The organism is Actinotignum stranguriae (assembly GCF_051265215.1).
GTDB lineage: Bacteria > Actinomycetota > Actinomycetes > Actinomycetales > Actinomycetaceae > Actinotignum > Actinotignum schaalii_C.
On the sequence record NZ_JBOZCJ010000002.1, the window covers coordinates 142,984 to 168,744 of the forward strand.

Below are 25,761 nucleotides of genomic sequence, written 5' to 3' on the forward strand. Positions count from 1 at the left end.
TAGGCCCCATGGCCGCTCCCTCAGATTTCGTTCACCTCCACACCCATACCGAATACTCCCTGCTGGACGGGGCCGCGAAAATCAAGCCGTTGGTAGCGCAGGCCGTTGCCCAACATCAAAGTGCGTTGGCCATTACTGACCACGGCTACTGCTTCGGCGCCTATGAGTTTTACCGGGCCTGTAAGGACGCGGGTATCAAGCCGATTATCGGGGTGGAAGCATATATGACTCCGGGTACCTCGCGCTACTCCAGCAACCGGGTGCTGTGGGGGGATGAATCGCAGCGCAGCGACGATGTGTCCGCGCGCGGAGCCTATACCCATATGACGCTGCTGGCCATCAATAACACCGGGATGCATAACCTTTTCCGGCTTGATTCGCGCGCCTCGCTGGAAGGCCAGATGGGCAAATGGCCCCGCATGGATATCGAGCTTCTCGAGGAGCTGCACGAAGGTCTCATCGGCACCGCCGGTTGCCCCTCCGGGGAGGTGCAAACCCGGCTGCGGCTGGGGCAGCACGCCGAAGCTCTGGAAGCCGCCGGGCGGATGCAGGAGATCTTCGGTAAAGAAAACTATTTCGTGGAAATCATGGACCACGATAATGAAATCGAGCGGCGCACCCGCAATGATCTGCTGGATCTCGCTAAGAAAATCAATGCGCCGCTGCTGGCCACCAATGATTCGCATTATGTGCGCGCGGAGGATCATTCCGTCCAGGATGCCATGCTCTGCATTAACTCCGGTTCCACCCTCCAGGATCCCAACCGTTTCAAATTCGATGGCCACGGCTACCACCTGCGTTCCACCGAAGAAATGTACCGTCTCTTCGGGGACCTACCCGGAGCCATGGAAAACACCCTGCTGGTGGCCGAACGCTGCAATATCTCCTTCACCACCGCCGCCGAAGGCGCTAATTACATGCCGGTATTCCCGGTTCCCGCAGGGGAGGACATCACCTCCTGGTTCATTAAAGAAGTGGAACGCGGCTTGCATTCGCGCTATGGGGAGCATATTCCCGATCATGTGCGCCAGCGCGCCAATTACGAGGTGGAGGTCATCGTCCAGATGGGCTTCCCCGGCTACTTCCTCGTGGTGTCCGATTACATTCTGTGGGCCAAACGCAATGGCATCCGGGTGGGCCCGGGGCGTGGCTCCGGGGCCGGTTCCATGGTGGCCTACGCGCTGCATATCACCGAATTGGATCCCATCGAACACGGCCTCCTCTTCGAACGTTTCCTCAACCCGGAACGCGTATCTATGCCTGATATTGACGTGGATTTCGATGAACGGCGCCGCGGGGAAGTCATCGCGTACGTTGAAGATAAATACGGGCATGACAAAGTCTCCCAGGTGGTCACCTTCGGCACCATTAAAACGAAGCAGGCCCTCAAGGACGCCTCCCGGGTGCTCGGTTACCCCTTCGAGATGGGCGAACGCCTCACCAAGGCCCTCCCGCCCTCGGTCATGGGCAAAGACATCCCGCTCTCCGGCGTTTTTGATGAAAAGAATTCCCGCTATATGGAAGCCGGGGAATTCCGCGATATGGTCTCCACCGATGTGGATGCCAAACGTGTTTTCGACCTGGCCCAAGGCATCGAAGGGCTCACCCGCCAGTGGGGTGTGCACGCCTGCGCCATCCTTATGTCCTCGGTCCCGCTCACCGATGTTATCCCGGTGATGAAACGTCCGGCTGACGGTGCGGTCATCACCCAATTCGAATACCCCGAATGCGAGGACCTTGGCATCCTCAAAATGGACTTCCTAGGGCTGTCCAATCTCACCACGATTGAGGACGCCCTGGAAAATATCGTGGCGAATAATAAAGAGCCGCTCGATATCGATAATGTTCCCCTCGATGATGAGCGCACCTTCGAGCTGCTCCAGCATGCAGATACCCTCGGTATTTTCCAGCTGGATGGTTCGGGGATGCGCACGCTGCTCAAGCAGATGAAACCCACCAACTTCGAGGACATTTCCGCGGTGTCCGCGCTCTACCGCCCCGGCCCCATGGGGATGAACTCCCATACCAATTACGCGCTGCGCAAGAACGGCCTGCAGAAAATCGAGGCAATCCATCCCGAACTGGAGGAGATCCTCGAGCCGATTCTGGCCCCCACCTACGGCCTGATCGTCTACCAGGAACAGATCATGCAGATCGCCCGGACGGTGGCCGGTTTCACCATGGGCCAGGCAGATTCACTGCGTAAAGCCATGGGTAAGAAGAAAAAAGACGTCATGGATAAGATGTACGTCGATTTCGAAGCCGGGATGGTGGCCCAGGGCTTTAGCAAGGACGCGGTGAAAACCCTGTGGGGCACCATGGAGCCCTTCGCGTCCTACGCGTTCAATAAGTCCCATTCGGCCTGCTACGGCGTGATCTCCTACTGGACGGCCTACCTGAAAGCCCACTACCCGGTGGAATACATGGCGGCCCTCCTCACCTCCCGCAAAGACAATAAAGACAAAATGGCGGTCTACCTCGGGGAAGCCCGTCGCATGGGCATCCGGGTGCTCGTCCCCGATGTGAACGAATCCCTGGCGAATTTCTCCGCCGTGGGGGAGGAGATCCGCTTTGGGCTGTCCGCGGTGCGCAACGTGGGCGCGAAAGTCGTGGACGGCATTATTAGCGCCCGCGAAGAAAAGGGTGCCTTCACTTCTTTCCAGGACTTCCTCGATAAGGTTCCTCTCGAGGTCCTCAATAAGCGCAGCGTGGAATGCCTCGTGCGCGCCGGGGCTTTCGATTCCATGGGCTATACCCGCCGCGCCTTGCTCTCCAAAGTCGCGGAAGCGGTGGATGCCGTCGTCGCCCTGAAGAAGAATGAAGCGGTGGGGCAGTTCGATTTGTTCGGCGGTTCGGAAATCGCCGGCGGGGTGGAGGTCGATATCCCCGAGCTGCCCGAATGGGATAAACGCGAAAAGCTCAACCTCGAGCGCGATATGCTCGGCCTGTATGTTTCCGACCACCCGCTCTCCGGCATGGAACATATTTTGGATCGCGCGGCCGATACCACGGTGGTGCGTCTTTTGGACGACGACGCCGCAACGGACGGGCGGACTGTGACCTTGGCCGGACTCGTGACAGCTGTCCAGCCGCGCATCTCCAAGAAAAACGGGAAGATGTGGGCGACGATTGTTCTGGAGGATATGACGGGCAGTACGGAGATCAACTTCTTCCCGGCCACCTACCAGACCGTGGCCGGGCTGCTCGCCCCGGATCAGGTAGCCATTATTACCGCGCGCGTCTCGGATCGTGATGGCAATATTCAGCTCTCCGCACAGGATATGAAAATTCCCAGCGGTGACCTGCTCCCGGATTCGCCCGTGGACGTTCAGCTGGCGGAGCGCATGTGCACCCGCGATCTGCTCGGGCAGCTCAGCGAGTTGCTGCAGCTCTACCCGGGGAGTGCCCCGGTGCGGCTCCATATCCAGCGCCCCGGCCGCACCTCGGTGGTGCAGGTGGGCCAAGAATTTTATGTTAAACCCGAAGCGCGTTTCTTCTCCGATCTCAAGGTGCTCCTCGGGCGTAACTGCTTGGTCTAGTTCGCGTTGGGTAGACTGGCCGGGTGAAGAAAACTTTGACTCGTATGGTGGCGCTGCTCGGATGCACAGCGCTGCTGGGATCCACCGCGCTGCTGGCCGGCTGCCAGCCATCCTCCACCTCGCCCGCGGATAGCGCCGCAAGCTCCGCAGCTGCACCGAGCGCGGATACCGCGCGCATTGGTGTGACGGCATCGTTCACCCCGATCCGGTGGCTCGCTGAACAGATCGGCGGGGATTACGTGGAGGTCACCTCCGCCACCCCCACCAATGTGGAACCCCATGACTACGAGTTCTCCCCGAAGCAGGTCGCGGAACTGGAAGCCACGGACGTCATCTTCTACGTCGCCGGATTCCAGCCCTCCCTCGATGCGGCGATTTCCACCATTGGGGGTGGTAACGCTGTCAATCTGGCCGATGCCGCCAAGCTGGTTCACCACCGCGGTCTAGCCGATAATCACGGGGATGAAGCTACCGAAGCCGGGCGCGTTCTGGATCCGCATTTTTGGCTTGATCCGGTGCGGATGCGGGACGTAGGCGAAGCCATCACGGCGTCGCTTTCCTCCATGGACCCGGAGCATCGCGCTGATTTCGAGGCAAATTTCGCGCGCCTCAAGAACGAGCTATCCGATCTCAATTCGCGCTATTCCACGGGTCTCGCCCAGTGCGCTACTACTACCGTGGTGTCCTCCCACGCGGCTTTCGGTTACCTCACGGACCGTTATAACCTCGTCCAGGTGGGAATCTCGGGGATTGACCCGGATCAGGATCCCTCCCCGCTCGATATTTCCGAAGTGAAACGCATTATGGCGGAAACCGGGACCCGCACCATCTTCGCGGAAGTAAATAGCCCCGCGAAAACCGCCGAGGCCATCGCCGCGGAAACCGGCGCGCAACTCTCCTCGCTGAGCACCGCGGAATCCGATCCGGATGGCGCAGGTTACCTGAGCATTATGGATACCAACCTCGCCCACCTGCGTGAGGGATTGCAGTGCCAGTAAGTCCGTCCCCGGCACCCGGCACGGGCGCGATATCCGTTGCGGGCCAGGCCCCGGCGCAGCCTACGCTTCCCCCGGCCCTCCTTGCCCGCGACCTGTGTATTACCCTGGGCGGGCGCGAGATCGTGCATTCGGCCCACCTGGAGATCGCGGCCGGGGAATCGGTGGGGATCTTCGGGCCCAATGGCTCGGGTAAATCCACCCTCGTCAAGGGGCTTCTCGGCGTCGTTGCCCACACCGGAACCGCGCAAATTTTCGGGGCGGATACCGCGCGCCCGCGCCAGGTGCCCTGGCACCGGGTGGGCTACGTGCCCCAGTCGATGGTGCACGCCGGCAATCTGCCTGCCACCGCGCTGGAAGTTGTGCGCTCCGGCTTACTATCCGGGCGTCACCTTTTCGCGGATAAGGGGAAAGCGGCCCGCGCCGCAGCCTATGACGCCCTCGCGGCGGTGGGACTGGAAGATCGCGCCCAGGATCCGGTACGGGTCTTTTCCGGCGGCCAGCAGCACCGCGTCATGATCGCCCGCGCGCTGGTGCGCCGCCCCGATCTACTGGTGCTTGACGAACCGCTGGCCGGGATCGATGCCCGCGCCCGCGCCGATCTGGCCGATATCCTCACCCGCCTGCACGGCGCGGGGCTCACCCTCGTGATGGTGCTCCACGAACGCGGGGAACTCGCTCACCTGGTGCACCGCGATATCCAGGTATCAGATGGCTACGTTCACGGGGGAGTGGTGCAATGATCGCAGATATTCTTTCCTCGCCCCTCATGATGCGTTCCCTGCTGGTAGCGGTACTCGTGGGGTTGGCGGCGCCGGTGGTGGGCAGCTACCTCGTCCAACGCGGCATGGCCCTCATGGGCGACGGTATCGGGCACGTGGCTCTCACCGGGGTGGCCCTCGGCTGGCTCACCGGCACGTGGTTGCACGGCCAACCCGAACGTTTCGCGGTGCCCGGTGCCCTCGTTATCGCGGTGCTCGGCGCCCTCATTATCGAATGGGTGCGGTCCGCGGGAATCACCTCGGGGGATACCGCGCTCGCGATTTTGTTCTACGGGGGTATTGCCTGCGGGGTGCTGCTCATTTCCCTTGCGGGTGGCACGACGGCGAACCTCAACTACTACCTCTTCGGCTCAGTTACCACGGTCACGGGGCAGGACGTGTGGTACACCGTGGCCCTCACCGTGGTTATCCTCGCGGTGGGTATCGGGCTGCGCGGCCCGCTTTTCTCCGTGACGAACGACGAAGACTTCGCGCGTGCCTCGGGACTGCCGGTGCGGGCCTTTAATATCCTCATCGCGGTCACGGCAGCGCTCACGGTCGCGGTGTCCATGCGGGTGGTGGGCATTCTGCTGGTGTCGGCCATGATGATCGTCCCGGTGGCCACCGCCCAGCTGGTGTGCTCCTCCCTGGCGCATACCCAGCGCCTGGCCATGGGGCTCGGATGCGGAGCCGCACTTGTCGGATTGGTCATTACCCGCTATGTTTCTGCCTCTCCGGGGGCTATGATCGCGGTGATTCTCATTGCCGGGTACGCGGCCGTGGCAATGGTATCTACGCTGGTACGGCGCAATCACAGGAGGGTTCATGAACGCGTCTAAACCGCGGGTAACTGCCCAGCGGATCGCCATTTCGAAGATGGTGGAAACGATCCCGGAATTTGTTTCTGCCCAGGAGCTCCACGAAAAGCTTTCTCGGGAGGGCCGGCGCATCGGGCTCGCCACCGTGTATCGCACCTTGCAGGCCATGGCGGAGGAGGGGATTCTCGATACCATGCAGGAGGGGACCGAAACTCTCTACCGCTATTGTGAAACCGAAGAACACCACCACCATCTCATGTGCCGGCGCTGCGGCAAAACCGTGGAAATCGCACTCGAAGGTGCCGAAGATTGGGTGCGTTCCATTGCCACCGCCAACGGTTTCTCGGATGTGGACCACACCCTTGAACTCATTGGGGTCTGCTCCGATTGCGCCGGGCAAACAACCGGGCGGGGTGGGCAGGGAACGAGCCGCACCGGAGAAAGCGCGGGTCGCTGAGCATGGATTCTTTTGCGTTCCTGGCCGGGCGTTCCTTTGCCTTCGTCTATCTTTTCCTTTTCCTCGTGGTTTCCTTGCGCTCCAGCGCCACCTTCTGGTTGGGCCGCTATGCCGCCTACTTGGTGGCGCGCCAGCGTGAACCGCGCAATCGCCTCGCCCACCGCGCCTGGGCTTGGGCGCACGATGAACGCGTTATCGCGGCCTCGCAGCGGGTGGCGCGCCGCGGCTGGCCTCTCGTCACTCTCTGCTTCTTCACCATCGGCGTGCAAACCGTCATCCTCATCGGTGCCGGGCTTACCCGCATGGGCGGCTGGCGTTTCACTTTGGCTGCGCTTCCCGGCTGGCTGGGGTGGGCGGCGATCTACTCCACGGTGGGTATGCTCGCCTTGCGAGCGGTGTGGGCAGCTATTTTCGGTAACCCGTGGGGAATTGCCGCAGTGGTGGTGCTGGGCGTCGTCGTCGCATATTTCCTTTTCGTTTTCCGCACGGGTCGGGACCGCGCGGAAACGGGCGCGGCGGTAGACTAGACGGGCCACGCATCATCCGGATGCGCGCAATAGAAAGGAACAACGTTGGCTAAGCCTGCTCCCTCCCGTCTCGATAACGTTATTTCTTTGGCCAAGCGCCGCGGTTTCGTGTTCCCCGCCGGGGAAATTTACGGCGGCACCCGCTCGGCCTGGGATTACGGCCCGCTGGGAACCGAGCTGAAAGAAAATATTAAGCGCCAGTGGTGGCGTTACATGGTGCAAAGTCGCGATAACGTTGTTGGCATTGACTCCTCCATTATTTTGCCGCGGGAAGTGTGGGTGGCATCCGGGCACGTCGGGGTGTTCAACGATCCGCTCATCGAATGCCTCAACTGTCACAAGCGCCTGCGCATGGACCAGCTCCAGGAAGCCCAGGCTGCGAAGAAGCATATTGACGACCCGGATTCCATTACCACCGCGGAGCTGGGCTGCCCGCATTGCGGGGTGAAGGGCCAATGGACCGAGCCGCGCGATTTTAACATGATGCTGAAAACCACCCTCGGCCCGGTGGAAGACGAATCCGGTCTGCACTACCTGCGCCCGGAAACCGCCCAGGGTATTTTCGTCAATTTCGCGAATGTACAAACTACCTCGCGCAAGAAGCCGCCTTTCGGCATCGGTCAGATTGGCAAGTCTTTCCGCAATGAAATCACCCCCGGAAACTTCATTTTCCGCACCCGTGAATTTGAGCAGATGGAACTGGAGTTCTTCGTCAAGCCCGGGGAGGATGAAGAATGGCACCAGTACTGGATTGACCAGCGCCTGGATTGGTACAAGGACCTGGGGATTAACCCGGAGCACCTGCGCCTGTACGAACACCCCCAGGAAAAGCTCTCCCATTACTCCAAGCGCACCGTGGATATCGAATACAAATTCGGGTTCCAGGGATCGGATTGGGGCGAGCTGGAAGGCATCGCCAACCGTACCGATTTTGACCTCACCACCCATATGAAGCATTCGGGTAAGGATTTGTCCTACTTCGACCAGGCCAGCGGGGAACGCTATGTTCCTTACGTGATTGAGCCCTCCGCCGGGCTGACCCGTTCGCTTATGGCTTTCCTCGTGGATGCTTACGTGGAAGATGAGGCGCCTAATACCAAGGGCGGGGTGGATAAGCGCACCGTGCTGCGCTTGGATCCGCGCCTGGCACCCGTCAAGGCCGCGGTGCTCCCGCTCTCGCGCAATGAGAAGCTCACCCCCTTGGCGGCGGATCTTGCCGCGCGCTTGCGGGCCTCGTGGAATGTTGATTTCGACGACGCAGGAGCGGTCGGGCGCCGCTACCGCCGCCAGGATGAAATTGGCACCCCGTACTGCGTGACCGTGGACTTCGATACTCTCGAAGATCAGGCGGTCACGGTACGCGACCGCGACACCATGGAGCAGGTCCGTATCCCGCTAGAGAAGGTGGAGGGCTTCCTGGCCCAGAAACTGGTGGGCTGCTAGAGGCTTGTCACTCGTACGCGCAGCGCGCCGCGCGGCTGGGCGAGGGCAATCACATCGCCCTCCGCCAGCGCGCTGCCGCGGCGGGTTTCTACCCGACCGTTCACGCTAATATCGCCCGCTTCGATAAGCTCGCGGGCCTCGGCGCCCGAAGCCGCCAACGATGCTAATTTCACGAACTGGCCGAGTTTAATCGGCAAACGAACCTCGATGCTGGGGATAGGGGTGTCGGTCATGACGGTCCTTTCACGTGGGCGGAGTGCTGGCTTCTACTTTAGCGCGGCGCTGCTAGCATAATGATCGTGCCCGCGGCGGGGCGCGGAGGGAGAACACGTATGGATGCACTGCCGGTGATCTTCGGTAATGAGGTGGAAGCCTATAGTTTTGCGCGGCTTTTCCACGAAACCTACGGGGTGAATTCGCTCGTCGTTGCCGAATACCCGCGCGGGCATATTAATAACTCCTCGATTCTCTCGGTGCGGTACTGCGAACGCCGCATTATGGAGGACGAAGAAAAATTCGTGGCCTTGCTTAACTCCCTGGCCGCGGAGTTCGCGGATCGTACCCTCATCTGCCTCGTTAACGTTGACGAGGGTGTGGACGTTATTGTGCGTAACCGGCACCGTTTGGCGTCGAATTGGTTCTTCCCTTTCGCCGCCCCGGAGGTCGTGGACCTGGCAAATTCGAAAGAGGCGATGGCGCAGGTATACGAAAAGGTGGGGGAGGCGGCCCCGCGGCGCGCCGTCGTCCATTTATCCCGACCCGAAACCTGGGACGCGGCCCTCGCCGCGCTGCCGTTCCCCATTGTGGTGAAACCCGCGCGCGCGGATAACCCCACCTCGCTGTACGCCACGGGTCTGAAAAAGGTGGAGGTATTCGACGACGCCGCCGCAGCCCGCGCGAAATTTGCCATGCTTGCCGGCCGCCAGGTTGGTATTGACCTCATCGCCCAAGAGCTTATTCCGGGGGATGACACCACCCAGTGGGTTGTCAATGGCTATATTGATTCACGCGGGCACCTCAGCGCGATTGGCTCGGGGCGGGTATTACTGGGACTGCATGAGCCTTCTCTTATCGGCAATGCTGGGATTATCCTCACGGATCCGGATGGTTTCCTCACCGACCGGGCCGAACGGATCGTGCGGGAGGTTGGCCTGCGGGGCTTCTTCTCCATGGACGTGAAAATAGATCCGCGCACCGGCCGGGCCTACTGGCTGGATCTCAACCCGCGGGCCGGGCGCGGGCACTACTACCTTAAGGTGGGCGGGGTGAATCTGGCGCGCGCCCTGGTGGCGGATATCGCCGGGGAAACCGCGCCCCTCCAACGGGTTAACCGCGCCGGTATTTTCGCGATTATTCCCGCGTGGCTGGCGGGCCGGAACTACGTGCGCGATCCGCAGCTGGCTGCGCAGGTGCGGCGAGTGCGCCGGCGTGGCCCGGTGGTCAATCCGATTGCCTATAGCAAGGACCGCCACCTGAAACGCGCTATTTTCCGGATGCTTTCCGATATTCGTGCGGTGCAGAAAATGCGGCGCTTCTACCCGCATCCCACCGAATCTGGATTCTAAGGCTAAGCTCAAGGCATGCGTTTCTTCCCCCCGCGCCGCCCGACCGGGCGGCATTTTGTGGCCGATGATTGTGCCGATGCCCGCCCGGAGCTAGCGGAGCCCGATACCTCCGCTAGTTCCGGTGCAAAAAGCGCGAGTGCCGCGCGGGCCTCCATCATCATGTTCTTCGGTACGCTCGTCTCGCGCATCCTCGGCCTGGTGCGTTCCCCGATTCTCCTCGGTGCGGTGGTGGGCCTAACCTCGCCGGCTGGAAATGCTTTCGGGATTGCCAATAAGCTCCCGAACCTCATCTACATGATTATTGTGGGCGGTCTGGTCAACGCGGTGCTGGTGCCGGCGATCGTGCGGGCCACCAAACGGGGGGAGAAAGAAGGCGCCGCTTTTATTAACAAGCTCCTCACCGTGGCGATTGTGGGCCTGGGGGCGGTGACGGTGCTTATTACCCTGGCTGCGCCCGCCGTGGTGAAAGTTATGGCGGCCACCATGTCCGAGGATTGGTATCGTCTCACGGTGGCCTGGGCCTACTGGTGCCTGCCTCAGATTTTCTTCTACGGCATGTACACCGTTATCGGGCAGATCCTCAACGCCCGCGAAAACTTCGGGCCCTATATGTGGGCGCCGGCTCTCAATAACGTGGTGGCGGTTCTCGGGATGCTCGCCATTCTTGCTATTTTTGGTTCGGCCACCCCGGAGGATGCTCTGGAAGCCGGGCGGTGGACCGCCTCGCGGGTGGGCTGGCTCGGTGGTATTTCCACCCTGGGGATCGTGGCCCAAGCGCTTATCCTTATCTGGCCGCTGCGCCGCCTGGGTATCCATTTCCGTTTCGATTTCCGGTGGCGTAATTCCGGGTTGGGGGCGGCTGGCCGGGCTTCCTGGTGGATGCTCCTCATGATGGTCACCTCGATCATCCCGACGGCGCTCATTTCCAATGCCGCCGCCGGGGCCTCTGACCGGGCCATTCGCATGGGCATGAATTCGGAGTACGTCGCGGGTAATTTCGCCTACGACACCGCCTACACTATCTACTCCCTACCCACCTCGCTTTTCGTCGTTTCTATTGCCACCGCGGTCTTTACCCGGATCTCGCGGGCGGCCGCGGATGGAGATAGGGATCGCATGCGCCGCGATGTTTCCCGCACCCTGCGCATCGTCTCCACCATCATGTTCCTGGCGGCCATCGGCCTCATGGTTTTCGCGGTTCCCGTCTCGCGGCTTTTCGCTATTACGTCGAGCGCGGAGCAGGCGGTCACCCTGGGGAAAGTGGTGGCTTCTATGGCCCTCGGGCTCTTTGGGATCGGTGCGGTGAGCGTACTCGACCGCGTTTACTACGCTTTTGAGGACACCCGCGGTGCCTTCCTCATTAGCTTGCCGTTCCAGGGCGCCTCCTGCGTGCTCACGGTATTCTGCGCGCTGCTGCCGCCCCAGCACGTGGTGTGGGCGGTGGGCATTGTGGGCTCCCTCGCCAATATTTTTGCGGTCATTGTGATGTTGTGGCACCTGTCCCCGCGCATGGGTGGGGTCGATGGCGCCACCCTGACATCCTTCCATCTCAAACTCGTGGCGATTTCCGGGCTGGCGGCCGCGGCCGGCTACGGGGCGGCCCGCCTGGTGGGCCCCGTCTTTAGCCCCATGACCCCGGCGCAGGCACTCCTGGCCCTCATCGTGGGAGGAAGCGTCATGGTGCTGATCTACGTGGGCGGTATGAAGCTCGCAAAAATGGAAGAAATCGACGTGCTTTTCCGCCCCGTGGCGAAGATCCTGGCTCGGTTGCGCCGGCGTTCATGAGTCCGCGCGGGGAACTAGCCGGGCTGCGCCGGTGGCGCAGCCCCGTCGTCGTACCGCTGCCGCGGCACCGTGCCGGAAAAGCTAGAGCAGCGCTCCCGTGAGCCTGGCTTCCGGGCGCAGCGGCAGGGCGAAAGTGCCGATAAATTCCTCCACGTTCCCGTTGAGTTTGCGTTTGTACTCAAGCACCGGGTAATCAGGTGCGGACTCGTCAAAAATACCGGAAATCCCGAGAGTGTTATAGGTGGAAATATCGTGGGCGGCCGCCCAGCGCAGCAGGGTGGATTCCACCGGGTAATCGCGATTATAGGTGGTGAAATCCTTATTGAAGCCGCGGAGCAGCTGCACCAGTTCGTCACCCCAGCGGAAAGCCAGCACCCCGGCGAAAGGCACACTAGTGCCGTAACGCTGCGCTAAATCGCGGGCCTCGGTTTCCTGCTTGACCAGGGAGGCGCGCTGGTTACCGAGCTCCTTGAGCGCTCCCGCCTTTTTGCGAGTATGCGGCTCGGTGGAATTCTGTGCGATCTGCTCATCGAGGCGGGCAATATTCGCGGTGATCTCCTCCAGGTAGGTGGCCGGATGCGCGTAGGCAATCGCGAGGAAAGCCCGCTCCGGGCCCAGTTTCTCCATCATCGCGGTATACAGGTGCGCGGAATAATCCGAGATTTCGGCCATCTCGGTGCGCTCGCGCGAGGATTCGTAAAGCTGGTGGAAAGTCTCCCACAACTCCACGCCTCCGGTACGCACCTCCACGCCGTAGCGCCCCACGTGCTTGACCTGCCGGCGCATCGTTTTCGTAAGGGAATCAGCGATCTCCTCGAAACTCTTCCCGGCAATATCTTTCGTGTAAATAAAATGAATATCGGCCGGGTCATGGGGATCCACGGGAATATGCTGGAACCCGGCCGCGCGTAGCTGCTCGGTCGCCCGCGACCCCAGCGGCGAACCAGCAATTTTTGTGGTGTCTTCATAGAAAGCGGCGGGGACATTGGGGGTGATGCGCAGCGCAATCACCCGCTTCTTGGTGGCAAGATACGCGGCGAGCTGCGTGAAAAAGAAATCCACCAGCTCGCCGTCCTCCCAATCCAGGGTGGGGCCATTGGTAATAATGGCGCGGGTGAACAGCTTTTTCCACGGCTGGTAGGTAATGAGGGCGACGCCGCGCAGCTCCTCGCCCTCGCGCACCCCCACATAATCTACGGTGTCGCCCTGCTCGGTGCGCCACCGACCGTATTCAGGAAGCTGGGCGAGGAAGAGACGCGAGCTGTGGCGGGTAGCGGAAGCGTATTCCTCGGCAGTTAGGGTGGTGAAATGCATATATATAGTCTAACGACGAAGACGGGCAGTCCCGGGAGGAAACACCGGTTCCCACCGTTCCGTGCGTACTATTCTGCCACGTCCCGTGGGACCGGACGCGCGCTTCTCCCACGCGTGGCGGTGGGCCGGTAGCCTGAAGGCGTGCATCATCATTCAGATATCGAGGTCCCGGCGCGGGTGCGCCGCAAGGTCGGGCGCCTGCTTGCCGCTATTGTTGTTCCGCTCGCGCTTCTCACCGCTATTGCCTTGGCTGTGCTGTGGCCGCGTGGGGAGTCCCCGGTGGGCTCCATTCCGCTGAATTCTCCGGGTGTGAGTATGGTGAGTGGGCCGATTACCTCGGTAGGGGAAACGGATGCGCAGGGCCAGACCCCGGTGGAGATGGAAGTGGAGGGCGTATCCGTTCCCGTGCACGTCCCGGCCGAGGTGGTGGCCTCCGGGTTAGAAGTGGGGGATGTGATCGAAGCCCGTTTCAACCCTGCCATGGTTACCTCGGGCACCGCACATATTTTCGTTGATTTTGAGCGCGGGATGCCCCTGGCCTTGCTTGCTGGACTGTACGTGCTGGTCATTGTGGTGGTGGCGCGCTGGAAGGGCCTGGCGGCGCTCGCGGGCCTCGGGGTATCCCTCCTGGTGGTCGGCTTCTTTATTATTCCGGCGCTGGCCGCCGGCGGGAATGCTTTCGCGGTGGTACTCACCGGTGCTTCTGCGATGATGTTCGCTTCGATTTATCTGGCACACGGTATTTCTATCCGCACCACCACCGCGATTATCGGCACTTTCCTGGGTCTTCTTATCACCACGGCGGTGGCGGTGTGGGCGGTGGGCGCGCAGAATCTTAGCGGTACGGGCGGGGAACAAACCGCGATGCTCTCCTGGAGCCTAGGCGGTATCAATATGCGTACCCTGCTGCTGGCGGGCATTATTCTGGCTGGGCTGGGTGCCCTCAATGATGTCACTATTACCCAGGTTTCCACCATCTGGGAGTTGCATGCCGAATCGCCGAGCACGCCGCGCCGCCGCCTCATCCGCCGCGGGATGGCCATTGGGCGCGACCATATTGCCTCAACCGTTTACACGCTGGCTTTTGCCTACGTGGGGGCTTCGCTGCCCCTTCTCATTCTTGCTTCGATTTACCAGCGGTCTTTCCTTGACCTCATGCAGGTGGAGCAGATCGCGGAGGAAATCACCCGCACCCTGGCCGCTTCCGTTGGTTTGGTGCTGGCGATTCCTTTGACGACGGCGGTAGCCGCGCTCCTCGCCCCCGTGGCACCGGCGCGAGATCGGGTGAGCGCCTAGCTTGTGGGTTCCCGCTGCGGCCAAACAGCAGGCGATACGTTGGCGACCGGGTTCCCGTGGAGAGCAGGTTCCCCTCGGAGAACAGCTTCCCCGTGGAGATCAGGTCCCTAAGCGTTAGTGGCGTGCTCCTTGCCGTCGGCAATATCGGTGAGGGTGAAATGTTCGTAAATACGCTGCTGTTGGTCCTCGGTCAGGCCGTCCTCCACCGACCAGGCCGGAGCACTGGCCACCGCTTCTGCGGAAACCGAGAGGATGAGCTTGCCCTCCACCAGGCGCGAACCGCGCAGCGGGACCAGGGCGGAGCAAAGATTGAATAATCCCCGCCCGATGAGGGCGAAGGTGGGTTGCCCACTGGCGTCATCGAGGAATACCTCGCGCACCGGCCCAATCTCCACCTCGGAGCGGTCATAAGCGGTGGCATCCATAATGTCGCGGACGGTTACCTCGGCCATTCTTCCTCTTTTCCTAGCTTCGCTGCGCGGCTCGCGTGCCTGCGCGGCTGACATGCCTGCCTGGTTGTTTGCCGAGCAGACCAGGTTTCTCACGAGCCTACTATTTGGTGGAGCGGTCCGTTTCGTCTTCGATCTGTTCCTTGGCCTTATCTTCGGAGACCGTTTCGGTATCCTGCACGACATCCTTATGGAGAGATACCCGTTCAACGGGTACGGTTTCCTCCTCTACATTGACGCGCTCTTCAGAATGAACCACGGAATTATCAGCGGTAGCAGTAACCGGGGCGGGATGCTCGGCCGCAGTGCGGGGCGTGCTTTCTGCAGCGCCGCTAGCCGTGACCGGCGGCGCGCCAGCGGCAGCGCGGGGCTCACCAGCACCGACCGGCGAAACCTCAGTGGCGTAGCGGTCGCCCTCGCGCGTATCCGTAAGGTGGTAGTGGGCGAGCAGGCGGTCCTGCTCTTCGGGGGTGATGCCCTGTTCCACGTCGACATCAGGGGCATCCTTAATCGCATCCTTGACGAACGCCAGGTGGAGTTCTTCACCCTCGAGGTGCGAACCGCGCAGCGGAACGAGGCTGGAGGAGATACCGAAGAGCCCGTAGCCCACCTCCACAAAGAAGGGCTGGCCCGTTTTAGCGTCAAGGAATACCTCCTTCACTCCGCCGAGCTTATCGTTATGGGAATCAAATGCGGTGGCGTTCAGAAGATCCTGAACATTCCTGTTCGCGGCCATATGCGGTGCGCCTTCCTGATAGAAAATGTAGAACCGAGGCCAGGTAGCCGAAGCTAACTGCTCACGTGTAGTGGTGACACCTACCTCCCAGCCACGGCGGAAGAGCCTGGTCCCCACGCGGCGTGGGCGGTGCGGGAAGAACGCAATCGGCCTGGGAACTCTGACGAGCTCTCTTGCAGCCTACCGTGATGCAGGTCATATAGCTGGGTGTTTAGCTCACGGAATAACTCTTGCTCCCGGTCGTGCGGTACCCTCATCCATGACGCAGAAAGGACGAAGGGAAGCATATGGCGGAGAATGCCGCATGGCCGGCGATTCAGCTGGGCGATCTGACTCTGGCTACGCCGGTCATGCTCGCGCCGATGGCCGGGGTGACTAACCCGCCCTTCCGCCAGCTCTGCCGTGAAGAAGCCGAAGCGGGAATCCGGTGCGCGACGGGCTCTAGCGGTGCCCCAGGCGCACCCTTCAGTAATACGGGAGAGCAGGCCCTGGACGCCCACGCACCCGGTTCTTACGCCCCGGCCGGACTGTGGGTATGCGAAATGATTACTTCCCGGGCGCTGCTGGAACGCACCCCGGAAACCATGACCATGATCCAGCCCGATCCGAGCGATCCGGTGCGCTCCATCCAGCTCTACGGGGTAGAACCCAGGGTGGTGGCCGCCGCGGTGCGGCTCCTCATCGAGGAAAACCGCGCGGACCACATCGATATTAACTTTGGTTGCCCGGCCCCGAAAGTCACCCGCAAAGGCGGGGGCTCGGCACTGCCGTGGAAACTTGATTTGTACGAGGACCTGGTGCGCCAGGCCACCGAGGCAGCGAGCGCCGCGAACCGCGGGCGCGATCACGCAGTACCGATCACGGTGAAATTCCGGGTCGGGATCGACGCCGCTCACGAAACTTTTCGGGACGTGGCCCGCATCTCCGAAGACTACGGGATTGCCGGGCTCACCTTGCACGCGCGGACCACCGCCCAGCATTACGCCGGCCACGCGAATTGGGATTTTATTGCGGAGCTCGTAGATTCCACGGAGCTGCCCGTATTCGGTAACGGTGATGTTTTCGACGCCGCAGATGCCGCCGCGCTGCGCGCCCATACCGGCTGCGCCGGGGTGGCTGTCGGGCGCGGCTGCCAGGGCCGGCCCTGGATTTTCTATGATTTGGCTGCCCTCATGCACGGGGCCAGCGCCCAGCGCCGCCCCACGCTGCGCGAAGTAGCCGCGATGATCGAGCGTCACGCCCGCCTCTCCGTGGAACATTTCGGAAGCGAAAATAAGGCCATGCGAGAGCTGCGCAAGCACATCACCTGGTATCTCAAAGGCTTTGCGGTCGGCGGGGAAACCCGCCACTCCTTAGGGCTCGTCTCCACCCTGGAGGAACTCCACGAGCGCCTCCAGGCCCTGGACTTGGATCAGCCTTATCCGGCGGCCGCGGAAGGTAAACGCGGGCGCGCCGGCGGGGAAAAGCGCCCGCATCTGCCCGACGGCTGGCTCGATTCGCGCGAGCTTAGCCCGGAACAAGCGGCCCGGATCCACGAAGCCGAACTCGATATTTCCGGCGGCTAAACCAGCCCCGGCGCGGTGCTTGCCTCAGGCCCGGTGCTCCGCCCGTCACGACCGCTCCGCTTGCCGCCACCGCACCGCCCGCAGGCTTGGTACCCTCTAGCTGTGACGGATTTATTTGGGGCGGCCGAAGTGTACGGGCCCGACGACCGCGAACGGTGGGTGCACGAACCACCCAAATCCCGTTCGCGCACTGATTTTGAACGCGACCGCGCGCGGGTGCTACATTCCTCGGCGCTACGCCGCCTCGGGGCGAAAACCCAGGTGCTCGGGCCTGAATCGGACGATTTTGTGCGCACCCGTCTCACTCATTCCCTGGAAGTGGCTCAAATCGGACGTTCGCTGGCCAGTAACTTCGGATGCGATCCGGATATCGTGGAAACCGCGTGCCTGTGCCACGACCTCGGCCACCCGCCCTTCGGGCATAACGGGGAGCGGGCCCTCGCGGAGGTTGGCGCGGATATCGGCGGTTTCGAAGGCAATGCCCAGACTCTACGTATTCTCACTCGCCTCGAGCCCAAACGTACTACCCGCACCGGGCGCCCGGCCGGTCTTAACCTCACCCGTGCCACCCTGGATGCCGTGATCAAATACCCCTGGGGTAATAACGAAGGTCCGGGCGGAACCCCGAAATTCAATTACTATCGCGATGACGCCGATGTTTTCGAGTGGATTCACGGCGAGCACGGGCATAACCGCTGCGTCGAGGCCCAAATCATGGATCTGGCCGATGATATTGCCTACAGCGTCCACGATGTCGAGGACGCGATCGCCCGCGGATTCTTCGACCCTTCATGCCTAACCGATCCGGGCGAACGCCAGAAAGTCGTGGAGGATACCCTGGCCTGGTATGGCGAACCGAGCGCGGGCGAGCTTTCCGATGCTCTTGACCGCCTGCTGCGCGAAGAAGCCTGGCCGGTGCACTTCGGTGGTAATTACCGTGATTTTGCCCGCATGAAAGACCTCACCTCCGACCTCATTGGCCGTTTTGTTTCTGCTGTCTGTCAGGCAACCTGGGCGCAGTCCGGGCACGGCAAATTGGTGCGCTACAACGGTAACGTCGTCGTACCGCCAGAAACTTTTGCCGAAATCACGGTCCTGAAAGGGATCGCGGTGGCTTATGTTATGGCTCCGCGCGAGCACGAACCGCATTACGTGGAGCAGCGGGCCATTATTTTTGACCTGGTTGAAGCACTGTTGGATAACCCGGCCGAATTAGAGCCGCACCTGGCGGAATCGTGGGCCAGTAGCGATAAGGACGCGCGGCTACGCCTGGTGATTGACCAGGTTGCTTCGCTGACCGATCTTTCGGCGCGGCAGTGGCATGCGCACCTGTGCGGAATGCTGCGGCACTGAGATTGTGGCGGCAGTCTCACGTGTGGTGAATCGTGGAGCAGCACGGTCCTCACGTGCGCTGCGCCGCGGCCTCGCTTAGACTAGGCGGCATGGCCGGGCTCATCAAAAGGGAAGACATCGATCGGGTGCGCGCCGCGGTGCGGATCGACGACGTCGCCTCCCAGTACGTGGCCCTGCGCCCCGGTGGGGTGGACTCTCTCAAAGGCCTGTGCCCCTTCCATGATGAGAAAACTCCGTCCTTCCACGTGCGCCCGAACCTGGGGCGCTGGCATTGCTTCGGCTGCGGGGAAGGCGGCGACGTTTTCGCTTTCGTGCAACGGGCTGAAAGTATTGACTTTGTGGAGGCGGTCGAGCTGCTGGCGCGGCGCGCTGGAATCGAGCTGCATTATGAGGGCGCGCGTGAGCGTAAGCCCGGGGAGCCCCCCAAGCGGCGCCTTATCGATGCCCACCGGGTAGCTTTACAGTTCTATCGCGCGCAATTCGATACTCCGGCCGCGGCACCGGCCCGCACTTTGCTAACTGAACGCGGCTTTGAGCGGGCGGCCATTGACCATTTTGAATGCGGTTACGCCCCGGATTCTTGGGACGCGCTCTATACGCACCTGCGCAGCCACGGCTTTTCCGACCGGGAAATCGAAACGGCGGGCCTGGCCACCCGGGGCAACCGCGGGCTTTACGACCGTTTCCGCGGGCGGCTCATGTGGCCGATTTTCTCCATTACGGGCGAACCTATCGGTTTCGGGGCGCGCCGCCTCGGGGAAGATGACCGCGGCCCGAAATACCTCAATACTCCCGAAACTCCTATCTACAAGAAATCGCAGGTGCTTTACGGCCTCAACCTCGCGAAAAAGGAGATCGCGACCTCGCGTTCCGTGGTGATCGTGGAGGGCTATACGGACGTCATGGCCGCGCACCTAGCCGGAATCACAACGGCGGTAGCGACGTGTGGTACAGCTTTCGGTGCCGAGCACGTGAAAATCGTGCGGCGGCTTTTGGGCGACGGCGCCAATCCGGCCGCCGGGGTGGTGCTGTCCTCCGGGAAGGCTTACGGCGGGGAAGTTATTTTTACCTTCGACGGCGATAGCGCCGGCCAGAAGGCTGCTTTGCGCGCCTTCGGGGAAGATCAGGCTTTTGCCACCCAAACCTATGTGGCGATAGCGCCGGATAATCTAGATCCCTGCGATGTGCGGCTCCAGCGCGGCGATGAGGCGCTGCGCGAGGTGATCGCCGGGCGGCGGCCCCTCTTTGAATTCGCAATTCGTTCTCTTATTGAGGATCTTCCCCTCACCACCGCGGAGGGACGCAGTGCCGGGCTGCGAGTGAGCGCTCCGATTGTGGCCGGAATTCGGGACCGGGTCCTGCGCGGGGAATACACCCGGAATCTGGCCGGCTGGCTCGGTATGGATGAGCATGTGGTGCGCCAGGCGGTGGCGGAGGCCGGGCGTCAGGGGCGGGCCCAGGCGCGTGCCGTGCTCGAGGCGGCTAGTGAGAATGCCCCGGGGGCGCTAGCGGTGGGTGGTACACAGCAGGCGGGAGTCGCGGTGCAGCCGGGGAATGCGCCGTCGTACCAGGCGGTGACCTTGCCACCGGTGTCGCAGTTGCGTGACCCTACCGAAAAAGTGGAGCGGGCCGCACTGGAGATTTATCTTCAGCTTCCGGCTTTTGCAGCGCGGGCGGAGATGGACAATCTGCCCCCGCATACCTTCACCCATCCGGTGCACCACGCCATTCATACGGCGATTCGGGCGGCGGGGGGAACCCGGGTATTCGCCGAGCGCTTCGCGCAGCTGACCGGCGCAGGTATGGACGTAGAACATGCCGAGCCCCAGGCGAGCGCCGCTTATGTGGAGGCGGTGCTCGCGGCCGGTGGCCCGGAGCTGGCCGGAGTGATTTCCCAGCTCGCGGCCGAGCCGCTTCCGGAGACCGATGTGCAGCGCCTCCCGCACTACGTGTGGGGGATTGCCCTCGCGCTCATTCGTTTGGGTGTGCTGCGCCAGATTGAGGACGTACGCTCTGCGCTTCAGCGCACCAACCCGGAGGACGCCGCCTACCAGCAGCATTTCGCCCGCCTCATGGAACTCGAGGCACAGCGTCGCACCTGCGAGGAACGGATGGAGCTGGGGTAGCTAACTCCAACTACTCTGTTGATTATTCTCAGGATTCTTTAGCACCAAGAGAACGCGAGATCTTTGCTGCGGTTTGTTTAACTTGGGGAACCAAAGCAATGACTTCATCCATGCTTTTCTCCAATGTTAAAGTCGTGATTGATAATGCATGGTTCACACGTCCAAGATGGTTGCGAATAGGGACGGCAACACACCGAATTCCGGGCACATTCTCTTCGTCGTCAATAGCGAATCCACGGTCACGAACTGTGTCGATTTCTTTTATCAGTTCAGCGGTTGTCGAAATAGTTCGGGGTGTATGTTTAGGGAGTTGCATCTCTGCCACGTAACGAATGATGGCCTCATCCTCTTCATCGGCGAGGAAACACTTACCAATTGAAGTTGAATGGAGAGGAAGCCGATCCCCAATTCGTGATGGTATGCGGTACGGGGTATCAGTTTCTTGTATGGCAACATAAACGGCATCCTTACCGTTCCTCGCCCCAATGTGTACTTGGCACCCAACTTCGCGGGCAAGTTGTTGGATGTAGGGTTTCGTTTGTTGAGAGATGTCGATTCTTTCGAATGCTGTTGCGGCGAGTGACAAAGCAGCCGGTCCGGCGTAATAGTTTCCGTCCGGGCTTACCGCAATGAACTCGTACTTCACCAAAGTTTGGAGAAGGCGATGCACACTAGATTTTGCCAGGCCGGTCGCGTTAACGATGTCGGTAAAACGGGGGTGTTGCAGTGCTGCCTGAAGAACAATGAGAGTTTTATCGGCTGCGCTCGGGCTCTGTTTGGTACTCAAGAGAAGAACCTTCTTCTAGATTGATACGGACCACCAGTTCCATTTTATGGAACTCAATTGTAGATGGTTGGCTGTTGCTTGTGCGCCTCCTCATCGTAAGGAGCCTTGAGGAACCGGAAACGATTCAAAGTCATGGGGGAAGAGTCGCCCCGCATTCGTTTTGACTCTGAAATTATTATTTCCTGTAGCTTTGGCGAGATTATGAGGATGTGTGAAGTGTGTCATACCTAAATTCTAAACTCGCGTATTTGTGCAGTTTTACGCACTGGGTGCAAATCTTGGTCGCAAAAGGTCCTAGGATAGTTCCCCAAATGGGACTAGGGTTCATGACGTGGAACTTCCACGGTGGGTAACTAAAACAAAGGAGTTTACTCGTGAGTAAGATTACCGGCGTAAAAACGTACGATTTTCGATTCCCCACATCTAACACGCTCTCTGGCTCGGACGCGATGAATCCTGACCCTGACTACTCGTCGGCTTATGTAGAGATTTCTACTGACGCTGATGATGGAATTATCGGTGTTGGGTTTGTGTTCACCATTGGTCGTGGAAATGATGTCGTTTGCGCGGCAATGAACTCTATGGCTCACACGCTCGTCGGGCGTAATGTTGAAGAGCTGCTCGACAATATGCGACTCGCGTGGGATCTGCTCGTAGGGGATTCCCAACTGCGGTGGCTTGGTCCCGAGAAGGGCGTGGAGCATATGGCTATCGGTGCATTGCTCTCAGCGCTTTGGGATATTAAAGCCAAGCGTGCTGGAAAGCCTCTGTGGCGCCTGCTGGGTGAAATGGAACCGGAAGAGTTGGTCGCAACCCTTGATTTCCGTTATCTTTCTGATGCACTTCGCCCGGAAGAAGCTATTGAGTTTCTAAAGGACGGTCAGCGTGGTAAGCAAGAAAGAATTGCCAACCTTCTTGAAAATGGCTACCCCGGGTATTCCACTGCTGCGGGTTGGCTAGGCTACTCAGATGAAAAGATGGTCTCGCTGTGTAAGGAAGAGACTCAAGAAAAAGGGTTCAAGCTTATCAAGCTGAAGGTGGGGCGCCGCGTCGAAGACGATATTCGGCGTCTTGGCTTGGCTCGCGAAGCTATTGGTCCTGATGTGAAGCTGGCTGTTGATGCTAACCAGGTGTGGGACGTCCCTGATGCGATTTCTTGGATTAATGAATTCCATGATTTCGATTTGGCATGGGTTGAAGAGCCAACTTCGCCGGATGATGTGGTGGGACACGCAACCATTGCACGCGCTATTAATCCGATTCCTGTAGCAACTGGCGAACATATGCAGAACAGGATCATGTTCAAGCAGTATCTCCAAATGAATGCGTTTGGAATCATGCAGATTGATGCAACCCGTGTTGCGGGCCCGCAGGAACTGGTCATCGAATACCTGCTTGCCAAGAAGTTTAATAAGCCTGTCTGTCCGCACGCTGGCGGCGTTGGTCTATGCGAAGCTGTGGCGCACTTTGCGATGTTTGATTATGTCGCGGTATCCGGAACTATGGAGAACCGGTTGATTGAGTACGTTGATAACCAACATGAACACTTTGTGCACCCGACAGTTATCAAGAATGGCAACTATATGCCGCAAACGGCTCCCGGCAACGGTGCTGAGATGACTCAGGAAACCGCTGAAAAGTACCTCTACCGAGGCTAATTCTCCCGGGAAAACCACGTTCCACTGCCGCACGCGGGCTAAATAAATAGCTGTCGCTGCTTGCTATTGGTAATCCATTTGGATTCCCCGCGTGCGGCGGTGCGGACGCTGCACTCGTCAGAAAAAGGAAATATAGATGAATGCTTTACTTGTAGGTGTGAGTCAGCTACAAAGCTCAATACCCCAGGGACTTTTACCTTTCGCTCGCGATATCCCGGAAGTAAGTCTTAACCCGGCGGCACTTCTCATTAGTATCGTAACCGGCGTTGCCATCCTCATTATTTTGGTTAGCTGGGCGAAAGTTCACCCCTTCCTCGCGATTATGCTTGCGGCCCTGATTACCGGAATTGGGTCCGGGTTCGGGCTGATGAACACCGTCCACGCCTTCCTTGACGGCTTTGGAGACACCACTAAAAGTGTCGGTATTCTAGTCGGTATCGGTGCAATGCTGGGTGCGGTTTTGATGGTAACGGGAGCAACCGGCGTTTTAGTTGACGTTCTGATTTCGAAGTCGTCTCGCAAGATGCTCCCTTGGACAATGGCTCTCATCGGGTCTCTTATTGGGTTGCCCCTGTTCTTCGATGTTGGACTGATCATCATGGCTCCGGTGATCATCATGGTTACGCGGAAATCTAAGATGCCCCTTATGATGATCGCGATGCCAGCCCTGGCGGGCCTCTGTGCAATGCAGGCACTCGTTCCTCCACACCCCGGGCCCACCGCCGCTCTCCAAACCTTTGAGAATGGTTCCATGGGCATCACGATGGGTATGGGCATTGTCCTTGCTATTCCTCTTGTTATTATCTGCGGACCGCTGTTCGCGAAGTACTCGACGCGCATCGTGCCGCGCGGTGCACCGGACACGTTCGCTATGGCGGATAAAGAGGACGGTGTTGAAGGCCGTCGTAAGCCTTCCTTCGGGTTGTCTTTGCTTTGTGTCACCATGCCGGCCATTCTTCTCTTGATCACTTCGATTATCATGATGGTCCGCCCTGACCTTCACGATTCCAAGGAAATGGGTGCTCAGATTTTGCAGTTTATCGGGAATCCCGAGATTGCCCTTCTGATTTCACTGGTATTTGCATCTCTCACGCTTTTCGTTACGACAAGGTACCCGTGGGAAAAGCTTAACGATGAAGCCGGGAAATCGTTACGTCCCATTGCTGGAATTGTATTTATCCTCGGAGCTGGTGGCGGTTTCAAGAACCTTCTGATTGATACCGGCATTGGAGATATGATCACTAAGTTTGTAGAAAACACAAATATATCGATCATCTTGATCGCTTGGGTGATTGCGGTGTTCGTGCGTGTGGCTACAGGGTCCTCGACCGTTTCGGCCATTACTACTGCCGGCATTCTGGAGCCGACAGCCACTGCACTTGCTTATGATCCGATCCAAACAGGTCTTCTTGTCCTTGCAATCGGTGCTGGGTCGTTTATTTTCTCCTTCGTAAACGACGCGGGCCTTTGGCTGGTAAAAGAGTACTTTGGGTTCACTCTTCCCGAGATGTTTAAGACCTGGACAGTGATGACATGTTTGATCTCCATTGTTGGGCTAGTTCTGGTTTGGGGTCTTGGACTCTTCCTGTTGTAGTGTAAATTCAATAATTTGAATTGGTCCTAACGTAGGGCTATCGCTGGCCGGCGTGTTCAATGATTCAGCGCGCCGGTCAGCGATGTTTCCTACGGCAACTTATTGTCTTCTAGTGTTTTGCGCGGGTATGGATTCGCATTCTTCCTGTTATCGTTCGAAGCAAGTCGCAATGATGCGTGAGACATGGAAATGGGTAGCTTTTATTTGCCCAAACCTGGAAGGGGTTGGAATGTTTTCTGGTGTGTATTGCCCGTCGGTCACGTTGATCGACGATTCGGGTGCGATTGATTATCCGGCGATGGCCGCCCATATTGATCGTCTTGCCGAGTCCGGGCTCAACGGGGTGCTCTTCTTCGGCTCGATCGGGGAGTTTTTCTCCTTTGCTACTGAGGAGAAGGCCGAGTTCTTGAAGTTCGCGGTCAAGCAGGCCGCGGGGCGTTTCCAGGTGTTGGCCGGGGTGAGCGCGGCGCGGCTGGGTGAGGTGCTGGAGAATGTCGCGGCTGCTGAGGTTGCTGGTGTGGATGGCGTGGTGGCTCTTCCGCCCTTCTATTTCGGGCATTCGTATGGGCGGGCCCTTGATTTTTATGACGCGGTTGCGGGCGCAACGCAGCTCCCGGTGATGCTTTACAACTTCCCGGAGCGTACGGGTGCGGATTTGAGTCCGGAGTTGGTGGCTGAGCTGGCCGCCCGCCACGAAAATATTGTGGCGCTCAAGGATACGGTGGATACTCAGAGTCATACGCGGCGGGTGATTCGTGAGGTGAAGAAGGTGCGTGCGGATTTTGCGGTGCTTTCTGGTTTTGATGAGTATTACATTGGGAATCGGGTGTGTGGCGGGGCCGGGGTGCTCTCTGGTCTGACGAATTTGATTCCTGAGGTATTTGCGGCGATGCATGCGGCGTATGAGGCCGGGGATGTTACGGGCGCTGCCGCGGAGTTGGGGAAGATTACGCGTTTGGCTGCGGTGTATGAGATCGGTGATATTTTCATTGC

The 25,761-nt window shown here is 59.9% G+C and carries 21 protein-coding genes; 16 read left to right on the forward strand and 5 right to left on the reverse strand.

The window, feature by feature from the left end:
• Nucleotides 1-8 precede the first annotated feature (8 nt).
• Genes dnaE through ACRQEG_RS01770 form a run of 7 tightly spaced genes read left to right on the forward strand, consistent with a single transcriptional unit; the run spans nt 9 to nt 8,540 of the window.
• A complete protein-coding gene (gene dnaE, locus ACRQEG_RS01740; RefSeq protein ID WP_274778467.1) occupies nt 9-3,539 on the forward strand; it encodes a DNA polymerase III subunit alpha in 3,531 nt (1,176 codons plus the stop codon).
• Between the two features lie 23 nt (nt 3,540-3,562).
• Nucleotides 3,563-4,537 (forward strand): metal ABC transporter substrate-binding protein, encoded by a 975-nt coding sequence (locus tag ACRQEG_RS01745; protein WP_274733217.1) that lies wholly within the window; start codon nt 3,563-3,565, stop codon nt 4,535-4,537.
• On the forward strand, nt 4,528-5,277 hold the full coding sequence (locus ACRQEG_RS01750) for a metal ABC transporter ATP-binding protein (RefSeq protein WP_274733218.1): 750 nt from the start codon (nt 4,528-4,530) through the stop codon (nt 5,275-5,277). The genes ACRQEG_RS01745 and ACRQEG_RS01750 overlap by 10 nt, the downstream gene beginning before the upstream one ends.
• Nucleotides 5,274-6,134, forward strand: a complete 861-nt coding sequence (locus ACRQEG_RS01755; protein WP_126134608.1) for a metal ABC transporter permease — start codon at nt 5,274-5,276, stop codon at nt 6,132-6,134. Before ACRQEG_RS01750 ends, ACRQEG_RS01755 begins: the two co-directional genes overlap by 4 nt.
• Nucleotides 6,121-6,570, forward strand: coding sequence for a Fur family transcriptional regulator (locus ACRQEG_RS01760; RefSeq protein WP_126134607.1), 450 nt, complete (start codon nt 6,121-6,123; stop codon nt 6,568-6,570). The genes ACRQEG_RS01755 and ACRQEG_RS01760 overlap by 14 nt, the downstream gene beginning before the upstream one ends.
• 2 nt (nt 6,571-6,572) lie before the next feature.
• Nucleotides 6,573-7,097: a VTT domain-containing protein gene (locus ACRQEG_RS01765; RefSeq protein WP_435733756.1), complete on the forward strand. Its 525-nt coding sequence runs from the start codon at nt 6,573-6,575 to the stop codon at nt 7,095-7,097.
• Between the two features lie 45 nt (nt 7,098-7,142).
• On the forward strand, nt 7,143-8,540 hold the full coding sequence (locus tag ACRQEG_RS01770) for a glycine--tRNA ligase (RefSeq protein ID WP_126134605.1): 1,398 nt from the start codon (nt 7,143-7,145) through the stop codon (nt 8,538-8,540).
• Here the strand turns inward: ACRQEG_RS01770 and ACRQEG_RS01775 are convergent.
• The gene (locus ACRQEG_RS01775) at nt 8,537-8,773 is read right to left on the reverse strand and encodes an RNA-binding S4 domain-containing protein (protein WP_274734871.1); all 237 of its coding nucleotides are present in this window, start codon (nt 8,771-8,773) and stop codon (nt 8,537-8,539) included. The genes ACRQEG_RS01770 and ACRQEG_RS01775 overlap by 4 nt on opposite strands.
• 99 nt (nt 8,774-8,872) lie before the next feature.
• On the opposite strand from ACRQEG_RS01775, the gene ACRQEG_RS01780 reads away from it, so the two are divergent.
• Together ACRQEG_RS01780 and murJ are read left to right on the forward strand one after the other, a co-directional pair.
• On the forward strand, nt 8,873-10,105 hold the full coding sequence (locus ACRQEG_RS01780) for a carboxylate--amine ligase (protein WP_126134603.1): 1,233 nt from the start codon (nt 8,873-8,875) through the stop codon (nt 10,103-10,105).
• Between the two features lie 15 nt (nt 10,106-10,120).
• Nucleotides 10,121-11,890, forward strand: a complete 1,770-nt coding sequence (gene murJ / locus ACRQEG_RS01785; RefSeq protein WP_274734869.1) for a murein biosynthesis integral membrane protein MurJ — start codon at nt 10,121-10,123, stop codon at nt 11,888-11,890.
• A gap of 81 nt (nt 11,891-11,971) precedes the next feature.
• Here murJ and ACRQEG_RS01790 read toward each other — a convergent pair whose 3' ends face one another.
• Nucleotides 11,972-13,204 carry a lipid II:glycine glycyltransferase FemX gene (locus ACRQEG_RS01790; RefSeq protein ID WP_435733757.1) on the reverse strand — a complete coding sequence of 411 codons (1,233 nt, stop codon included), beginning with the start codon at nt 13,202-13,204 and terminating at the stop codon, nt 11,972-11,974.
• A 141-nt stretch (nt 13,205-13,345) separates the two neighbouring features.
• Between ACRQEG_RS01790 and ACRQEG_RS01795 the strand changes: the two genes are divergently transcribed.
• Nucleotides 13,346-14,500, forward strand: coding sequence for a YibE/F family protein (locus ACRQEG_RS01795; protein WP_320757828.1), 1,155 nt, complete (start codon nt 13,346-13,348; stop codon nt 14,498-14,500).
• A gap of 107 nt (nt 14,501-14,607) precedes the next feature.
• On the opposite strand, the gene ACRQEG_RS01800 is transcribed toward ACRQEG_RS01795, so the two are convergent.
• Both ACRQEG_RS01800 and ACRQEG_RS01805 read right to left on the reverse strand, forming a co-directional pair.
• Nucleotides 14,608-14,952: a PRC-barrel domain-containing protein gene (locus ACRQEG_RS01800; RefSeq protein ID WP_320757827.1), complete on the reverse strand. Its 345-nt coding sequence runs from the start codon at nt 14,950-14,952 to the stop codon at nt 14,608-14,610.
• Nucleotides 14,953-15,052: 100 nt separating this feature from the next.
• On the reverse strand, nt 15,053-15,685 hold the full coding sequence (locus ACRQEG_RS01805) for a DUF2382 domain-containing protein (protein ID WP_320757826.1): 633 nt from the start codon (nt 15,683-15,685) through the stop codon (nt 15,053-15,055).
• A gap of 287 nt (nt 15,686-15,972) precedes the next feature.
• Here ACRQEG_RS01805 and dusB point away from each other — a divergent pair, with 287 nt between their 5' ends.
• The 3 genes from dusB to dnaG all read left to right on the forward strand — a co-directional run bounded on the left by dusB (nt 15,973) and on the right by dnaG (nt 20,729).
• A complete protein-coding gene (gene dusB / locus ACRQEG_RS01810; RefSeq protein ID WP_320757825.1) occupies nt 15,973-17,250 on the forward strand; it encodes a tRNA dihydrouridine synthase DusB in 1,278 nt (425 codons plus the stop codon).
• Nucleotides 17,251-17,352: 102 nt separating this feature from the next.
• Nucleotides 17,353-18,603: a deoxyguanosinetriphosphate triphosphohydrolase gene (locus ACRQEG_RS01815; RefSeq protein WP_320757824.1), complete on the forward strand. Its 1,251-nt coding sequence runs from the start codon at nt 17,353-17,355 to the stop codon at nt 18,601-18,603.
• A gap of 89 nt (nt 18,604-18,692) precedes the next feature.
• Complete coding sequence (gene dnaG, locus ACRQEG_RS01820) at nt 18,693-20,729, forward strand: DNA primase (RefSeq protein ID WP_320757823.1); 2,037 nt, start codon at nt 18,693-18,695, stop codon at nt 20,727-20,729.
• A gap of 28 nt (nt 20,730-20,757) precedes the next feature.
• Here the strand turns inward: dnaG and ACRQEG_RS01825 are convergent, their stop codons facing one another.
• Nucleotides 20,758-21,516 carry an IclR family transcriptional regulator gene (locus tag ACRQEG_RS01825; RefSeq protein WP_016442577.1) on the reverse strand — a complete coding sequence of 253 codons (759 nt, stop codon included), beginning with the start codon at nt 21,514-21,516 and terminating at the stop codon, nt 20,758-20,760.
• A 374-nt stretch (nt 21,517-21,890) separates the two neighbouring features.
• Here ACRQEG_RS01825 and ACRQEG_RS01830 point away from each other — a divergent pair, with 374 nt between their 5' ends.
• From ACRQEG_RS01830 to ACRQEG_RS01840, 3 genes are all read left to right on the forward strand, one after another.
• Nucleotides 21,891-23,174: an enolase C-terminal domain-like protein gene (locus ACRQEG_RS01830; protein ID WP_016442580.1), complete on the forward strand. Its 1,284-nt coding sequence runs from the start codon at nt 21,891-21,893 to the stop codon at nt 23,172-23,174.
• Nucleotides 23,175-23,310: 136 nt separating this feature from the next.
• Complete coding sequence (locus ACRQEG_RS01835) at nt 23,311-24,768, forward strand: GntP family permease (RefSeq protein ID WP_016442581.1); 1,458 nt, start codon at nt 23,311-23,313, stop codon at nt 24,766-24,768.
• 169 nt (nt 24,769-24,937) lie between these two features.
• A partial coding sequence (locus ACRQEG_RS01840) for a dihydrodipicolinate synthase family protein (RefSeq protein WP_435733758.1) occupies nt 24,938-25,761 on the forward strand: 824 nt, incomplete at its 3' end.

What these genes read in the sequence shown, in the direction of transcription:
- dnaE (WP_274778467.1), top strand. Translation starts at nt 9, where the DNA reads ATGGCCGCTCCCTCAGATTTCGTTCACCTCCACACCCATACCGAATAC.
- ACRQEG_RS01755 (WP_126134608.1), top strand. Translation starts at nt 5,274, where the DNA reads ATGATCGCAGATATTCTTTCCTCGCCCCTCATGATGCGTTCCCTGCTG.
- ACRQEG_RS01760 (WP_126134607.1), top strand. Translation starts at nt 6,121, where the DNA reads ATGAACGCGTCTAAACCGCGGGTAACTGCCCAGCGGATCGCCATTTCG.
- ACRQEG_RS01765 (WP_435733756.1), top strand. Translation starts at nt 6,573, where the DNA reads ATGGATTCTTTTGCGTTCCTGGCCGGGCGTTCCTTTGCCTTCGTCTAT.
- ACRQEG_RS01775 (WP_274734871.1), bottom strand. Translation starts at nt 8,773, where the DNA reads ATGACCGACACCCCTATCCCCAGCATCGAGGTTCGTTTGCCGATTAAA.
- ACRQEG_RS01780 (WP_126134603.1), top strand. Translation starts at nt 8,873, where the DNA reads ATGGATGCACTGCCGGTGATCTTCGGTAATGAGGTGGAAGCCTATAGT.
- murJ (WP_274734869.1), top strand. Translation starts at nt 10,121, where the DNA reads ATGCGTTTCTTCCCCCCGCGCCGCCCGACCGGGCGGCATTTTGTGGCC.
- ACRQEG_RS01790 (WP_435733757.1), bottom strand. Translation starts at nt 13,204, where the DNA reads ATGCATTTCACCACCCTAACTGCCGAGGAATACGCTTCCGCTACCCGC.
- ACRQEG_RS01800 (WP_320757827.1), bottom strand. Translation starts at nt 14,952, where the DNA reads ATGGCCGAGGTAACCGTCCGCGACATTATGGATGCCACCGCTTATGAC.
- ACRQEG_RS01805 (WP_320757826.1), bottom strand. Translation starts at nt 15,685, where the DNA reads ATGGCCGCGAACAGGAATGTTCAGGATCTTCTGAACGCCACCGCATTT.
- dusB (WP_320757825.1), top strand. Translation starts at nt 15,973, where the DNA reads ATGGCGGAGAATGCCGCATGGCCGGCGATTCAGCTGGGCGATCTGACT.
- dnaG (WP_320757823.1), top strand. Translation starts at nt 18,693, where the DNA reads ATGGCCGGGCTCATCAAAAGGGAAGACATCGATCGGGTGCGCGCCGCG.
- ACRQEG_RS01835 (WP_016442581.1), top strand. Translation starts at nt 23,311, where the DNA reads ATGAATGCTTTACTTGTAGGTGTGAGTCAGCTACAAAGCTCAATACCC.